The 16299-nt window shown below is 47.2% G+C and carries 9 protein-coding genes and 1 riboswitch; of the genes, 3 read left to right on the top strand and 6 right to left on the bottom strand.

Annotated features, from left to right (window positions below; all coding sequences use genetic code 11):
* Positions 1-11 precede the first annotated feature (11 nt).
* The 3 genes from AB4Y93_RS01195 (at position 12) to AB4Y93_RS01185 (ending at position 9983) form a co-directional block, all read left to right on the top strand.
* Positions 12-1247, top strand: a complete 1236-nt coding sequence (locus AB4Y93_RS01195) for an MFS transporter (RefSeq protein WP_441888198.1) — start codon at positions 12-14, stop codon at positions 1245-1247.
* A 337-nt stretch (positions 1248-1584) separates the two neighbouring features.
* On the top strand, positions 1585-8298 hold the full coding sequence (locus tag AB4Y93_RS01190) for a DUF7507 domain-containing protein (RefSeq protein ID WP_441888197.1): 6714 nt from the start codon (positions 1585-1587) through the stop codon (positions 8296-8298).
* Positions 8295-9983 (top strand): hypothetical protein, encoded by a 1689-nt coding sequence (locus AB4Y93_RS01185; RefSeq protein WP_441888196.1) that lies wholly within the window; start codon positions 8295-8297, stop codon positions 9981-9983. The genes AB4Y93_RS01190 and AB4Y93_RS01185 overlap by 4 nt, the downstream gene beginning before the upstream one ends.
* 48 nt (positions 9984-10031) lie before the next feature.
* Here AB4Y93_RS01185 and AB4Y93_RS01180 read toward each other — a convergent pair whose 3' ends face one another.
* The 6 genes from AB4Y93_RS01180 to AB4Y93_RS01155 all read right to left on the bottom strand — a co-directional run bounded on the left by AB4Y93_RS01180 (position 10032) and on the right by AB4Y93_RS01155 (position 16234).
* Positions 10032-11423 (bottom strand): amino acid permease, encoded by a 1392-nt coding sequence (locus AB4Y93_RS01180; RefSeq protein WP_441889205.1) that lies wholly within the window; start codon positions 11421-11423, stop codon positions 10032-10034.
* 166 nt (positions 11424-11589) lie between these two features.
* Positions 11590-11780: riboswitch (Lysine riboswitch) on the bottom strand.
* Positions 11781-11864: 84 nt separating this feature from the next.
* Positions 11865-12758 carry an ABC transporter permease subunit gene (locus AB4Y93_RS01175; protein ID WP_441888195.1) on the bottom strand — a complete coding sequence of 298 codons (894 nt, stop codon included), beginning with the start codon at positions 12756-12758 and terminating at the stop codon, positions 11865-11867.
* Positions 12755-13720: an ABC transporter ATP-binding protein gene (locus AB4Y93_RS01170; protein WP_441888194.1), complete on the bottom strand. Its 966-nt coding sequence runs from the start codon at positions 13718-13720 to the stop codon at positions 12755-12757. Before AB4Y93_RS01170 ends, AB4Y93_RS01175 begins: the two co-directional genes overlap by 4 nt.
* Positions 13717-14901 carry a hypothetical protein gene (locus tag AB4Y93_RS01165; RefSeq protein ID WP_441888193.1) on the bottom strand — a complete coding sequence of 395 codons (1185 nt, stop codon included), beginning with the start codon at positions 14899-14901 and terminating at the stop codon, positions 13717-13719. The genes AB4Y93_RS01170 and AB4Y93_RS01165 overlap by 4 nt, the downstream gene beginning before the upstream one ends.
* 25 nt (positions 14902-14926) lie before the next feature.
* The gene (locus tag AB4Y93_RS01160) at positions 14927-15451 is read right to left on the bottom strand and encodes a sigma-70 family RNA polymerase sigma factor (RefSeq protein ID WP_441888192.1); all 525 of its coding nucleotides are present in this window, start codon (positions 15449-15451) and stop codon (positions 14927-14929) included.
* A gap of 258 nt (positions 15452-15709) precedes the next feature.
* A complete protein-coding gene (locus AB4Y93_RS01155; protein WP_441888191.1) occupies positions 15710-16234 on the bottom strand; it encodes a hypothetical protein in 525 nt (174 codons plus the stop codon).
* Positions 16235-16299: the final 65 nt, after the last annotated feature.

Raw genomic sequence — 16299 nt, 5'->3', positions numbered from 1 at the left:
GCAATAATATCATGAGAATGTTATCGAATTATCCTAAAGAGATTAAAGTTTTCCTCTTAGCTAGTCTTATTAATGCCATTGGCAGCGCCTTGATGTGGCCGCTTGTCACCATGTTCGTCTTCGATCAGCTTGGGCGCACCATGTCTGACGCTGGTTTTGTTATTCTCGTACAATCCATTGGCGGCATCGCCGGACAACTGCTCGGAGGTGCACTCTATCACCGGGTTGGTGTCAAAAAGCTCATTATTGGAGCGTTGACATTAAACGCTGCTGGGCTGCTCTTATTGCCGGCACTCAGCCAGTCATGGTCCGTGTTTATCGTCACGATGGGCTTAATCGGGCTGTTTAACTCCCTTTCGATGCCGGCTATTCAAGCTTTTATCGGCTTCCGCTTTGCCGACCAGCGTGGAGAGTTGTTTAATATCGTCTATATCGCCAACAATATTGGTGTTGCGGTGGGTACTGCACTCAGCGGCTTTCTTGCGGATGTCTCCTACTCGCTCAGCTTTATCTTGAATGGTGTGACTTCTGGTGTCTTTGCGCTATTCTTCCTATTCTACCTGCAGCGTGTTGGGACAGGCAGTGGCGACTATGAAGCGATAAAGCTGAAGAAACGTGCTTCAAGCGGGACAAATCTATGGCTGCTTGTAAAAGATGTCCGGCTTTACTTGTTCATGGCACTCGGAGGCATGTTGATCAACTTAGGCAACAGTATCTGGAATACGGGGGTCTCACCTTTTATAATCGAGCATGGTATGTCGAAGCAAATGTTCGGCTACCTCTGGACGCTGAATGGGATTTTGATCTTCGTCGCCCAGCCGGTAACGAATATGATCAAGCGTATTGCAGCAAGCTCCATTAAAGCTCAAATGACTGCAAGTGCCGTGTTTTATATGAGCGGCTATGTTGTTATACTAGCGATGCACAGCTTTTCCGGAATGGTGCTGGGGATGATTCTTACGACTTTGGGCGAGATGCTGATCGCACCTGCTATGCCGGCATTCCTCAGTGAGAACAGCGGCAAAAACGCGCCATTCTATCTAGGCTTAACGGGGGGAATCGGTTCTGTAGGACGGGTGATCGGCCCTTATATGATGGGTGGATTCTATGACAGCGGCGGATTAACTCCGGTTGCTTGGCTGGCTGTTCTGACCGCAGCCATTTCCGTTGTCTCATTTATCATTCATACTCTTGTTAATAAAGAGAATTCAGTCCCGGTTAACTTGCAGAGGCCAGTTAGTTCTTGAATTGGATTAAACAACACACTGCGCATTCGATTAGGCTTACGATCGTCATTGCTCTCGAATTGCTCCGTTTGCAGTAAACCTGGATATAAAAATCACAAACAAAGAAGCCAATCCTTATTAAAATGTTGGTCCCACCAACCACTTTAATAAAGAAAGGCTTTCTTTTTTCTTATATATCAAGCCTCACTGTCCTATAGCATTGGCCAATCTGCATTGCAGTATGGGGAAAGAAAATGCAGGAGATTCGTTTTAACATGGAATCTTGCACATATGTATGAAAGGAAGAAATAAATTAACTGTTACTGCCCTCATGGACTAAATTTCTGCAACGCAGGGGGTGAAACCAATTCCTCTTATCACTCGGGCGACGTTTAACGCTACCGGGGCGATTACTTTTACCGGAAATACACTGGGCTTAAGCCGTTCCGATACGGCAGGCGTACCAGGTACTCAAGATAGTATTGGAGCTTTTACAACGACAAACAACACTTCCGTCTATGGTACATACCCTGCCGGTACGACAAGTGTATACACAAGCAATAGCTCCTCTGCTATCTTGACCTTACCAGCTGGAAGCACCATTCTGTACGCTGAGCTGATCTGGGGCGGTTCTTATATTAACGGAACCGTTGATTTGAGTGCCTTTATTAATAATCCTGTTACGTTCATAACGCCGACAGGAACATCTAGTATTACCTCAGATGCAGCAACCAGAAATCAAGTCGACCTCGGTGGTGGAGCGTTTGCTTATACGCGTTCAGCCAATGTAACGACACTTATCTCGCAAGGCGGAGCAGGCACCTATACGACAGGCAATGTAGTCGGCACCATCGTTATTCCTGGAGATTCTACGGCAAATCATTGCGGATGGACACTTGGCGTCATTTATCAAAATCCGACACTTCCCTTCCGCAACATGTCGCTCCGCGCAGGTGCTGTGCTCGTGCAAGCTTCATCGGGACCTGTGTCAACCACCTTAACCGGATTTGCAACTCCAATCTCAGGTGCCCTTGGAGGAAGAGCATTATTTAGCGCACAAGAAGGCGATGCGAACCGAACTGGTGATCAAGCACTATTTGGCCCTACAACAGCTACTGCGGTTGCCTTATCTGGCACCAATAACTTTGCAGCCAACTTTTTTGCCTCTCAGATCAATAACGATGCCGGTGCATTGAATACAACAGGTACGTTTGGCAATCGAAATCAAACGAATGGTGCACCAGGCTCTAATATCTCAGCTGGCAGGCAAGGCTGGGATATTACGAATGTCGATGTTTCCGCACGCCTGGTTAACAACCAGTCTTCTGCCGTACTAATCCTGACGACTTCCGGCGATGCTTATGTCGTAAATGCCAATGCGATTCAGATCAATATCAATTCACCAACTATTAATGTCGTTAAAGGTGCAAGTGTAGCAGGCGCGGTTGTCGGAGACACGATTACTTACTCGGTTACAGTCAGCAACACGGGTACAGCCAATGCAGCCAGCGTTGTTCTAACCGATGCTCTCCCGACAGGTCTTACCTTTGTCAGTGGAAGTGTAACGGTTGCTGGTGTAGCAAAACCAACGAACGATATTCTTTCCGGCGTTCCATTAGGACCTTTAAATCTAGGAAGCTCCATCATTGTAACTTATCGAGCAGTAGTATCTTCGTTGCCGAGTACATTTTTACTGCCCAATAACGCCAAAGCAGCCTTTACATTCCAAATGGTGGCTGGCGGTGACAATATTACTGGGGTAATCCCATCCAACACGGTATCTACACCGGTATACTCCCCAATCATTGGGATCGCCAAAAGCTCGAATCGCACAACCGCAACTGTAGGAAGTACAGTCACCTACACCCTATTAGTCTCGAATACAGGTAATATTGCAGCGAATGTGACCCTTGCTGATAACATCCCAACAGGAAGCACCTTTATAGCCGGTACATTCCGGGTTAATGGAACGGTCATACCAGGTGCTAACCCCTCTGCAGGTGTTGCGATTGGGTCTATTGCTGCTGGCGCTAGTTCTACCATCACTTTTAACGTACAGGTCAACTCCCTGCCTTCACCACCTCAATTCGTAGACCAAGGCACAGCTACCTATACTTACACTCCACCTGATGGTCGGACGATAACCGGTTCAGCGGCATCGAATACGTATACGCTTCCTGTGTCGCTGCCGAATGTGACGGTGGCCAAATCGGTGAATGTAACCGATGTCGCGGTTGGTGAGACCATTACCTATTCCTCTGTCATCACCAACAATGGAGTAGAAGCTGTCACGAATGTATCGCTGACTGACGTACTGCCAGCTGGTACAACGTTTGTACCAGGCAGTGTTACCATTGGCGGAACTGCAAGCACTTCTGCTAACCCAGGAACGGGTATTGCCGTAGGAACAGTTCCTGCTAACCGTTCAGTTACCATTACTTTACAAGCTGCGGTGACCACTCTGCCAGCAAGCGCACAGCTCAGTAATCAATCCAGTGTTTCCTACACCGTTGGCACCTTTTCCGGAACAACAGCTTCAAACAGCACGATAACGCCAGTCTTTCAACCAGTCATTCCATTAACCAAATCAGCAAGTACAACTTCGGCAACGGTCGGCGACACGATTACGTATACGGTTCTAGCCCGAAATACAGGCAATAGAGCAGCAGCCGTCACCTTACTGGATAATATTCCTGCTGGCTCAACCTTTGTGCCAGGGTCAGTCACGATTAATGGAGCTGCAAGCCCTGCCTCCTCTCCATTAACGGGAATTCCCATTGGAAGTTTGGCACCTGCAGGTCAAACTACCGTTACCTTCCAAACGTTGCTGAACAGTCTGCCGTCTCCTGCTGTGCTCGTAGACCAGGCAACCTCGAGCTATACATACACCTTGCCAAGTGGAAGAAGCCTGAGCGGCGGCAGCAGTTCGAATACCGTAACCATTACAGCCTCCTCTCCGAATGTGACGATTACGAAGACGGCTAGTGCTACAGCAGCTGCTGTGCAGGATGTACTCACCTATACGATGCTTATAACGAACAATGGTATTGCTCCTGTTATTAATGTGGTTCTGTCGGATCCCATTCCTCAAGGAGCAAGCTTCCTTACCGGCAGCGTGACGATCAATGGATCTGTCTCACCTCTTGCTAATCCAAACGCAGGGATTTCACTAGGAACGATTAATGCGGGAGTTACGATTACCGTTACCTTCCAGATTCGAGTCACTTCTCTTCCATCGACCGGATCGCTGAGCAACGTTGGAAGCGTAGGTTTTACTTCCGGGGCTTTTACAAGCACCTCGGTCTCGAATACTGTCATCACACCGGTCTCAGAAGCGGTCGTATCTATTGTCAAATCAGCAAGTACAGCGAATGCAACAGTAGGGGATACGTTCTCGTACAGCTTCACCTTATCGAATTCTGGAAATACGGAAGCGACAGTTACCTTAAGTGATGTTATCCCCGACGGCAGCGCCTTTATCGAGAACAGCGTACTGATCAATGGCGTACCTACTCCAGGTGTAAGTCCTGTAACCGGCATTTCGGTAGGTGCCATTCCTGCAGGCGGGTCAGCAGTAGTCAGTTATGTCGTCAACATTGTTTCTTATCCGGCAAGCAGACAACTCGTGAATCAGGCATCTGCAGCGTATACCTTCACTCTTTCTAACGGAAATCTCGTTAACCGCTCTGCCGTATCCAATACGGTTACGGTTCAGGTCGCATTACCTAATGTGTCTCTTGTAAAAAGTGTGAGCCGGACAGTCGCCGTAGTTGGTGATTCGATGACCTATTCTTCCGTGCTGACGAATAATGGTATTGCTACGGCGAACAACATTGTCCTTCGCGACCAGCTTCAAGCAAGTACGGCCTTTGTTCCCGGAAGTGTCTTGGTTCAAGGTGTTTCCCTGCCGGGGGCTTCCCCAGATTCCGGCATATCTATCGGTAGCCTGGCACCAGGGGCCTCGGTTACCGTAACATTCGAGGTGATCATTACGATGGCAATCCCTACACAGATTACGAACCAATCGACAGCCAGCTTTACTTCCGGTACCTTCTCAGCTACTACGGCATCGAATACGACAGTAACACCGGTTACGCAGCCACAAATTGCAGTCGTCAAAAGCTCCAACTCGAGCAATGCCACTCTGGGTGATTCAATTATCTATACCCTTGTTGTTTCCAACACGGGTAATTTCGGTGCTGCCGTTATCCTCACGGATACCATCCCAACAGGCGCGACCTTCACGGAAAACAGTGTAATCGTGAACGGTGTGCCTTTTCCAGGCATTTCTCCCATTACAGGGATCGATATTGGCAGTGTAGCACCTGGCGGGACAACGACGGTTACCTTTGGGGTAGTCATTACTGCACTGCCATCCCCACAAGTTCTGAACAATACAGGAACTGCTTCGTACTCGTATACACCAGCAGATGGCCGTACGCTTACCGGTTCCGTAAATTCCAATACAGTCAGCTTTCCAGTTAACGCCCCCAATGTCGGGGTAGTATTAAGTGCAAACTACACATCAGTCACAGTTGGAGATACGATCACCTATACAGCCGTAATCACCAACAGCGGGATCGAATCCATTAATAATGTTCAGTTTACTGCCCCTTCTCCAACAGGTTCTTCCTTTATTCCTGGGACCGTTACGATAAATGGTATCCCTGCACCAGGAGCGAATCCTACGGGAGGTGTTCTTGTTGGTCCCATTGCACCTGGCGGGTCTGCGACAATTATCTACAGTAACAGTGTTAACACAGTCCCTGATCCTGCAGTACTGAACAATACGGGTACGGTTACCTTCACGTCTGGTGCGTTTTCTGGTCTAACCAATTCGAATACCGTATCTACGCCTGTGTATCAGCCGGTTATTGCGGTAGCGAAGAGCTCCAGTACCTCCAATGCTTCCGTTGGCCAGACCGTAACCTATAGCTTTATCGTCTCGAATAGCGGTAATTATCCGGCAACGATTATCTTGACCGATAATATTCCTACGGGAACATCTTTTGTACCAAACAGTGCTATTGTCGGAGGAAATCCAGCCCCGGGCGTTGATCCGGTAACAGGCATTCCGGTTGGTTCTATAGCAGCAGGTGCATCGACGGGGGTCATGTTCTCCGTCGTTATCAATTCTTTGCCAACTCCTCAGCAGTTGTCTGACACAGGTACAGCCAGCATTTCATACACCCTGCCAGATGGCAGGCCCTTTAACCAGACAGCCACCTCCAATACAGTTACTTTCCCAGTATCAGCTCCACATGCATCCGTTGTGAAAAGCACAACTTCAACTACCGTATCGATCGGGGATACGATTACTTATTCGACAACCATTACGAACACAGGTATTGCATCCATTAGCAATGTCTTATTTACAGATCCCATTCCAACGGGCGCAAGCTTTGTTGCAGGATCCCTTACGGTTGATGGTATCCCAAGACCTGCTGCAAATCCCGCAACAGGCATCATTATTGATGCCATCACTCCAGGGGGATCAACAACAATTTTATTTAATGTGATCGTGACTTCTCTGCCTTCTCCAGCCGTGCTTAACAATCAGTCTTCTGTCACTTTCACCTCTGGTGCTTTCTCAGGCGTTACTTTCTCGAATACGGTAACAACATCCGTCTATCAGCCGATTTTAAGCGCCGTAAAGACCGGCAGCACCTCAAATGCAACGGTTGGTGATACCGTGACATACACGGTAGCTCTATCTAACACCGGAAACTATGGTGCAAATGTCATCTTAACGGATACCATTCCGACAAGTACCGTCTTTGTTCCCAATAGTGTTATTGTCAATAGTCAGCCAATTCCAGGGGCTGATCCTTCGACGGGAATTCCACTCGGCAATGTTACTGGAACAGCGACGGTCTCCTTCTCTGTTATCATTCAGTCGGTACCAGTTGGCCAGCAGCTTACGAACCAAGCATCCGCAACCTATAGCTATACCTTGCCAGATGGGCGTACATTAGGCGGCTCACTCACTTCCAATACGCTCAATATTCAGGTGTCCGCACCTAACGTTGCGGTTGTCAAATCCGTACCGGTTACAACGGCTGTTGTAGGCGATACAGTCACTTACTCGATTGCGGTTACCAACAGCGGTATAGCACCAATTAATAACGTTGTAATCGTAGATCCTATTCCTGCCGGCTCCGTCTTTGTTGCCAATAGTGTGACCGTGGATGGTCTGCCTCGTCCAGGAGCTGCACCAAATGCCGGAATCTCGATCGGTACCATTGCTCCGGGGGCAACATCCACAGTTACATTCAACTTGACAATTACAAGCCTGCCAACACCAGCTCAGCTAAGCAATCAGGCAAGCGCAACCTTTACTTCCGGCGCATTTTCTGGCTCAACCTTCTCGAATACCGTCATTTTACCAGTCTATCAGGCGATAATCGCCATCCAGAAAACAGCCAATACACTAAATGCAACAGTTGGCGATACAATCACATATGATCTGCATGTTACTAATACCGGCAATCTCCCAGCAGAAGTTACCATAACCGATCCGCTACCTTCTGGTGGAGCATTTATTCCAAACAGCGTACAGGTTAACGGTGTTCCTCAGCCTGGTGCTGTTCCGGCAGCTGGATTCTCGATTGGTATCGTTAATCCTGGACAATTGGTTGTTGTTTCGGTATCCTATGAGGTCGTTATTCAAACCTTGCCGCCTTCTCAGCAGCTTGTGAATACGGCAACTGGAGGCTATTCGTATACTGCACCGGACGGACGGGTGTATACAGGTACAGTGACCTCCAATACGTTATCGATCCCTGTCTCCTCACCGGATGTATCCGTTGTGAAGAGCACAACAGCTATCGATGCGGTGGTAGGCGATACGATTACGTATACGATTGTAGTCACTAATCTCGGTATTGCCACCGTGAATAATGTTATCCTAGTTGACCCCGTTCCTGTTGGCACCGTCTTTGTAGATGGCAGTGTTACGGTTGATGGGACGCCAAGACCATCAAGCAATCCTAATACCGGCATTTCAATCGGTTCTATCGCAGCAGGTGCCTTTTCGACCATTACGTTTAATGTGCTGGTGGTTACGATATGACGTCAGCTCATAATTTTAAGCTTCTGAACCAGACACTTGTCCGGTTCAGAAGTGGTGCTTATGAAAGTGTCGCTTATTCCAATACGGTACTGACACCTTTGGTTGGACCCATATTAACCGCGCAGAAAAGCGCTGCTCCTTCGAAGCTTATCCTTAATCAAACCGTGACATTTACGATTGTAATAGGCAACACTGGTAATCGGTCTGCAAATGTAACTCTAGTTGACGTTCTGCCAACGGGGTTATCATTTATCCCTAACAGCGTCCTGCTGGATGGTGCTCCCCTTCCGGGAGCGTCGCCTGCCACAGGCATTTTAATTGGGAGTGTCCCTGTTGGAAGTACCGTACAGCTTATATTCCAAGCGATTGTCATATCGTTCCCACCTGCTTTTATCTTTCAGAACGAGGCGGCGCTCAACTACAGCTTTACAACGCAGGACGGGAGAGTCGTATCGGATACGGTTCAGTCGAATCGAATTACCCTTGAAGTCGTACCTTTCTTACTGAATGTTCATGCCAGATTAAGCACTCCAGTTACGTTCCTTGGTGATGTTATATTCTATGATCTTGTGTTACACAATGAAGGTCTATTGCCAATGGAGAATGTAGTGATTCGCCTCCCGCTGCCGGAAGGCTTCACCTTCATACCTGGCAGTGTCGTTATTGATGGCGTGCTTGTTCCGTGGATTGATCCGAATAATGGTATTGTTATTGGTTATCTCGCTCCTGGTGCAACGGTAACCGTTAGAATTGGTATTCGACTTGCTCAAATGCCGCTTGATTCGGAAGTCACTTTCCAAGCTATTGTCGACTATACGGTGAATGGTACCACATACAGCACACTTGCCAACCTGCTTGTGCTTAGTGTCATTACTCCGACTTTGACAGTTAACCTAGCCGTCAATCATTCCCAAGCGACGGTTAGTTCAACACTAACGTATACGGCAACGGTCACGAATGACAGCAGCTTTGCAGTTGACGCACAATTGACGACTCTTCTCCCACCGGGGACTACATTCGTTCCAAACAGTATTGTGATTGGAGGTGTACCAAGACAAGGCACATCGCTTGGTCCTGGTATTTCACTTGGTACCTTATTAGCTGGCTCAAGTACCGTCGTCAGTTACCAGGTTGTCGTACAGAAGCAGCAAGCAGCTATTGATTATGGGCAAATTACGAATCAGGTACAGGTGGATTATACGTATCGGCTGTCAGACGGTAGAGTTGTCAAACAGAATGCCTTGTCAAATCCCGTTGTAACTGTCATTCTGGCACCAAAAATCAAGGTCACGGCAACTGCTCAGCCTATGTATTATGAAGTTGAAGAATCCGTAGCCTTTACCATCCATGTTCAAAATACCGGGAATCTCGCTGCAGAAGTCACGCTGTTCCGTACGGGGTATCCGCTAGGCTTTTACTTGCTGGATCCGCAAGTTGACGACATGCGTGTACTTGGTTTTACGCTCGAGGAAGGGGTATATCTAGGCCTGCTCTCCCCAGGAGCAACAGTTAGAGTAACCTATTGGATCTACGTATCGGATTCTGAGGAAATTCAGGATGAAAGCTTAACACAGGTGACTTCGCGCTACATTGCACGGTATCGCTATTACTATGAAGACAATCTCTATTCCGATGAAAGCTTGTCGAACGAACTTACTTTACCGCTTGACCAGAACATCGAATAATAGACGAAAAAAAGCAGAGGCGGGAAGCCTCTGCTTTTTCGTGAGTTCCTAATCAACTGTAGGGTCAAGATTACATTCTTCAAGCTTTAACACTTTGGTTTTGTATTTCCATTTGTACCCCAGCCAGATCACCAGGAAGAACGGAATACCGATATAAGAAGCAAGCATGAACACCCAGTCAACCTTGCCGTCTGAGAATGCGCTGAAGCTCTGGCCAATGATCACAATCATACACATGATACCTGCAAGAATTGGACCAAACGGATACCATAACGAGCGGTATGGCAGGTCTTCTACTTTATTCCCTTGAGCAACATAAGCTTTACGGAAACGGTAATGGCTCACCGCAATACCAAGCCAAGCGATAAAACCGGACATGCCGGATGCATTGAGCAGCCAGATGTAGACTTGACCGTCTCCGAAGAAGGAAGCAAGGAAAGCGAGCATGCCAATTGCTGCAGTAGCGAGCAAGGCATAGACCGGGATCCCCCGTTTATTGAGCTTAGCGAAGATTTTGGGAGCCTTGCCCTCTTTGGCCAATACCCAGAGCATACGAGTAGATGCGTACATTCCCGAGTTGCCGGCAGACAATACTGAGCTTAAGATAACCGCGTTCATAACGGATGCAGCTACACTCAGACCAGCTTTTTCAAAAATAATCGTAAACGGACTTGCCGCTACACTGCCTTCCGCAAGCGTATCTGTTGTGAATGGAATAAGCATGCCCACCACGAAGATAGCCAAGATGTAGAACAACAGAATTCTCCAGAATACACTGCGAATCGCGCGAGGAACATTTTCCCGAGGATTCTCGGATTCCCCTGCCGCGATACCAACGAGCTCCGTTCCTTGGAAAGAGAAGCCAGCCGCCATACAAATACCAAGTACAGCAAGCCAACCACCCGAGATCGGAGCATCCCCAGCAGTAAAGTTACTGAAGCCTACCGCATCACCTTTCCAGATCCCAACGATCATGAGCAGACCGATAGCAATAAACACAATAACCGTAATGATCTTGATCATAGCGAACCAATATTCCGATTCCCCATAACCCTTAACAGAAAGCAAGTTAAGACCTACCATCAAAGCAAGAAATAAGGCACTCCATATGAATGACGGACTGTCCGGCAGCCAGAACTTAATAATTAATGTTGCCGCTGACAGCTCTGCTGCAATGGTAATCGCCCAGTTATACCAATAGTTCCACCCTAGTGCGAATCCAAAGGATGGATCTACGAATCTTGTTGCATAAGTACTAAATGTTCCGGATACCGGCATATAAGTTGCCATTTCCCCGAGGCTTGTAACCAAGAAATAAACCATGATACCAATAATAAAATAACCTAGCAGGGCACCGCCTGGACCAGCATCATGAATAGCTCCGCCGCTAGCCAGGAATAGTCCTGTTCCAATTGATCCGCCGAGGGAAATCATAGCCATATGTCTCGACTTTAGACCTCTGCGTAATGTGTTCTCTTCCACGAACTGAACTCTCCCCTTATCTTTTTTTCCATTAGTGTCCCAATAAATAGCTGCATTAAAACGCAAAAAAGCCGTCTTTCTCAAGTATTGAAGAAAGACCGCCTTATCTTCCCCACTTTCCATGTATCAAGATAGCACAACATATCGCTGTTGATTACAGCCATATGACAGTTCCGCCCCTATTCGGATACGGCCCCAGCCCATCACAGTCAGTAAACTGGACGGCTTCGGCGGTGTTGCCTTTTCATCGGAATCCATGGTCTCTACTGGACCTCCTCCGATGTCGTCATCAACATCGCGACCTCTACCTCATCTTGGTGATGAGGATTTACTATTTAATTTGATTTTATAATAATAATTATCTTCTTATAATAAATCAATGGATATTCCAACCAGTTGTCAAAAATCTTTCCGCCTGATTGCAAATAACCCTGCGACGAGGAAAATCAAAAAGTAAACTGCCGTATAATATAAAAAAGTGTTCGAGGGCGGATTCACGATAGAAAAGTAACCTAATGTATCTCTTGAAGAGAACTCATCTCCTAATTCCTTAACCATAAACATTTCAGATAACATCCGCTGCTGAAGCGCATCAGTTGGAATAAGCAATCGGATAAGGCCTGACACGATCTCCATCGTATGAGACGTTTTGGACGCTTCATCTGAAGCGAACATACCTGCTTCAATTACCCGGTCAAGCATGGTCCCCAGCCAGCCCATACCAAAGAGCATTACCATGGCTACCCCATTACCGAGCGGCGCAAACCAGCAGGAGGCGAGCATCGTCAGGGTAACAAGCAGCAGAACTGGACTGATGAACAAGAGAATCGCTGGACCTATCGTAGACCAATCCGGGTGAATACCTGTCGCTTGATAAACAATAGCAATGATGGACACAAATAGAATTAGTGCATAAGTCAGACAAAAGGTAACAAAGCCAAACCATCGTCCCATATACCAGCGGGTACGCGGAATTGGCCTAGCTAGTACCGATTGCAGCACCCCGTGCTCCGCTTCCCCACTAACGGCGGCAACCGAACTAAAGATGGCTAGGAACCCCGTTGCAAATGATCCGAAGAAAAATCCGACCCACAGCAAAATAGCGCTTCCTCTGAAGCGATCGACCAAACTATAAAAGCTGGATAAAGCGTAATCTGAATCTCCAGCACCTCTGCCTGCGCTGCTTGCGATGAAATAAAATGCGATCCAAAATAGAATAGTCAGCAGCAAAGTGATCAAGGTGACTTTTTTGCGTATTAATTCCTTCCAGGTTAACATCCAAACGGCAATCATCGGTTTTCCCCCCTATGCTCCAAACCCGATACTGCCTGCAAAAACCACTCATCCAGGCTTGATTTCACTTTCTGTGTTTCGTATAACGTTATACCTTGTTCAATGAGCAGACGGTTGAAATAACCAACTTGCTCATCCTCTTCAAGCTCGACCTCCAGCCAATGCTCCCCCCATGCTGGCGTTTCTCCTTCTTGCCAACGCAGGAGATGAACCGGGGCAACAAGGATTTCCCGAAGATCGTCCAGCAGATCCGGTGTCATTCCGCCAACCCGGAAGTGCCATCGTGCTGAGGACGCCCGAAGCACATCTGATACTCGTCCATCCGCCAATATTCGACCGTTATTTAACAAGGCAACACGATCACATAATTGTTCGACATCTTCGAGTAAATGCGAGTTCAGAAAGATCGTTTTGCCCTCCTTACGCAAACGCTGCAGCAGCTCTCGCACTTCATGACGACCAACAGGGTCCAGTGCTGAAGCTGGCTCATCCAAAAATACAATGTCAGGATCTGATAACAGGGCACAGGCAAGACCAAGCCGCTGCTGCATCCCTTTGGAATAACCCTTTATACGGTCTCGTCCCCGATGCCCGATACCAACTTCATCCAGAAGATGATCGATCCGGCTTTTGACTGATGTTCCCTTCATCCCGCATAACTTCGCGTGAAACTGCAATGCTTCTTCCCCACTTAACCATCCGGGATAGCGGAATAATTCCGGCAAGTAGCCGATACGGCGCCTTGCTTCCACTGAGCCTGCAGGCTGGCCGAACAATAGTGCTTTTCCGTCTGTTGGGGTCGTCAAACCTACAAGCATCTTGACGATAGTGCTTTTGCCAGCCCCATTAGGGCCAAGGAAGCCAAAGGCTTCCCCGGCAGGAATACGGAGCGTGACATCGTGACAGCCACGTCCGTTCCCGTAGTTTTTCGTTAAGCTGAACGTTTCAATCGCATAACTCATCCGGTTATCAATTCCTTCACGATCTTTTCCGCATCTTCGCGGGATTGGATATCATACAAGGTAACACGTTTAACAAGACCTTCTTCAAGCCAAGTGGCACTCCAGCCGCCGCCATTGCTGACACTGTTCTCGAAGTAGACATCCGTGCCTTTCAATACCGTCTTCGTCACTTTTCCATCCGTAATAAGCGGGAAAGGTACTTCGCCTTCAGAGATCCGTGTGCTTTGCATCAGAACGGATTTCAAGTTCTCCGGCAAGATGGGAAAACGGATCAAAGCTTCATATGCATCTTCCGCATCGATGGACGGGTCCATATCCAGAACTGGTGCAGGGGTGATGGATAGCCCGATAAAATGATCATTGTCATTCGTGTCTACAATGTGGTAATCAGCATTCACGCCTTGATCCATTCGCAGCGTGATCGGTTTCCCGTCTACCGAAGCAGGCAGTAATTTTTCTGCTCCTAGCTTCTTCATAACACCATTGATCGCATCGACATCCAGACGGAATGTAATGGCTTGGCCTTGCTGAGCATTAATATGAAGCTCGGTTTGCTCGCCAAATGGTGTGTCCAGCTTTTCAGGCACCTGGATGCCGTATTCATCAAGGGCTTGAGCAGCCGTTATTTCAGGGTAGCCGTTCCCAATTACCGAGCGTTCGAATTTGCCGTATTTATTCGAAGACTCCACCGACACATCCGTTCCAAAGAAGCCTTCCAGTGCCGACCTGAAATCGTCCTCCTGAACAACCGCTACCTGATTCATCTTGAACTTGCTCAGAATAGCAGCCAGAGCATTATTCGTTGTTGGTGTAGCGATAACTGCGCAGATCAGTACAGCAGCTGCAGCAATCCCTGTTTTCATGCCATGTTTCTTCAGCCAGCGACGGTTAGGCGCCGGTGCGGGCTTTGCTTGTTGGGTTCCAGTGCTTGCTGCATTCAGGTGCTCCCCCAAGACATCGTGTTCTTCTACGAGATTCTCCTGTGCAGCGCTGGCGGACTTTGGCTCCGTCTCCTCAGCCGTTATTCCTTCCCTGCTCCATGCTTCCCAGACTGGAGAAGCTTCCTGCTGTTGAAGCTTACTTGCAAGCTTCTCCCATGCCGCGTTTGTCTGCTCATCAGTCGGCAAGCCTGCGAGCTTCCGGTCCAAAGAGTCCATTTTATCTATCGGATGATTTGTCATGTGATTCTTATCCTCCTTCATCTTGCTACCACTGATTCTCGTTTTTAATCACTTGTTTTCTTAACCGTTCGCTAGCCCGCTTCAGCAGCATACCTACTTGAGGCTGCTGAACCTTCAGCTCCTGCGCAATTTCGGAATAGCTGTAGCCAGAATATCTGAGCAGCAGCAACTCTCTGTCTCTATCCGGCAGCGAGCTTAACCAGTCTTGCAATTGTTCCTCTTCATCCTGCTTAATCACGGCATGTTCACCAGATTGATGGGACTGCGGCTCCGTCAGCATATGTCTCTCCTGCCGCTGTACCAGCAAGCGCTCCCGCGCCTTTTGATCCAAGTAATCATATGCACTTCTCGTAAGCACCCGATGCAGCCATGCCCCAACGGCGTCTGGCTTTTCAGGAGGATTCTTATATAGCTTAAGGAATACCTCCTGAGCCAAATCTTCAGCGGCCGCTTTGTCTCGCAGCAGCGCTATTAGTTTTCGAAGTACGGACGGATAATGCTTATGAAAGATATCTTTAAACAAATCCGGCGCCGGATCTTGATTGATCATTGTCCATTGCCTCCTTATTATTCATTGCCTCTACGCTTGCCCCGGGCTTAACGTTGACATTTATAAGACGGTTAACAACTCTATTTTGTAACACCCTAACCTCAGATATGAATAGATTTAAATAAATTATACGATAAAAAGAAAACCACCTTAGTAAAAAGGCGGTTTAATGATAGATGATCGATTGTCTTTTAGTAAAGATTGATGAGATGTATAGAACGTTACAACTCCTTGGATGATTGGAATCACTCCTCAGACTTATTTACTTTCCTTAATTACCTGCTGAGTAATACTTGTCATAGTTGCTTCGTCTAAATTACTGTAATTCATGGTAATTGAACCTTTATCACCGTTGAATAGGAAAAAGGTATGCTCACCAATTTTTACTCTTTGAACCTTTTCCCCGTCCATTTCAACCATTTCACTCTTTTCTAGATTAGATTGAATGGTACTATAAGTTAATTCAATCTTTGTATCACCTTGATAGGGTCCATATAAGATTTCTCTTTCATCATTCCCTTTCTGTTCATTTGTTAGCTTATTTAACTTCCCTTTGTTGTCCGTGTAAGTAATGAATACTTCTTGTTTATTTCCAAGGACATTTCCTTGTTTATCTTGTGGCGGAAATACATGATGTACATAACTTACTTCATATCCATCCAACTTCGGGATTTCAAAAGCAAGATTGGATTTGTCGATTTTCTTCTGAGCTTCATCTAATTCGTTGTTAGAATTATTGCTTTGACATCCAGTTGCTAACAATATTGCTACTAAGAAAAGCATAAGTCCAAGTCTTTTGATAAAAATCACCTCTCACCAAATGGTCTATCTCAATAATAACGTTACTT

Source organism: Paenibacillus sp. YAF4_2, assembly GCF_052113225.1.
Lineage (GTDB): Bacteria > Bacillota > Bacilli > Paenibacillales > Paenibacillaceae > Pristimantibacillus.
The sequence above is the reverse complement of the archived record's forward strand: the minus strand, read 5'-3'. Positions and strand labels throughout refer to the sequence as shown.

What these genes read in the sequence shown, in the direction of transcription:
- AB4Y93_RS01195 (WP_441888198.1), top strand. Translation starts at nt 12, where the DNA reads ATGAGAATGTTATCGAATTATCCTAAAGAGATTAAAGTTTTCCTCTTA.
- AB4Y93_RS01185 (WP_441888196.1), top strand. Translation starts at nt 8,295, where the DNA reads ATGACGTCAGCTCATAATTTTAAGCTTCTGAACCAGACACTTGTCCGG.
- AB4Y93_RS01180 (WP_441889205.1), bottom strand. Translation starts at nt 11,423, where the DNA reads ATGGCTATGATTTCCCTCGGCGGATCAATTGGAACAGGACTATTCCTG.
- AB4Y93_RS01175 (WP_441888195.1), bottom strand. Translation starts at nt 12,758, where the DNA reads ATGATTGCCGTTTGGATGTTAACCTGGAAGGAATTAATACGCAAAAAA.
- AB4Y93_RS01170 (WP_441888194.1), bottom strand. Translation starts at nt 13,720, where the DNA reads ATGAGTTATGCGATTGAAACGTTCAGCTTAACGAAAAACTACGGGAAC.
- AB4Y93_RS01165 (WP_441888193.1), bottom strand. Translation starts at nt 14,901, where the DNA reads ATGACAAATCATCCGATAGATAAAATGGACTCTTTGGACCGGAAGCTC.
- AB4Y93_RS01160 (WP_441888192.1), bottom strand. Translation starts at nt 15,451, where the DNA reads ATGATCAATCAAGATCCGGCGCCGGATTTGTTTAAAGATATCTTTCAT.
- AB4Y93_RS01155 (WP_441888191.1), bottom strand. Translation starts at nt 16,234, where the DNA reads ATGCTTTTCTTAGTAGCAATATTGTTAGCAACTGGATGTCAAAGCAAT.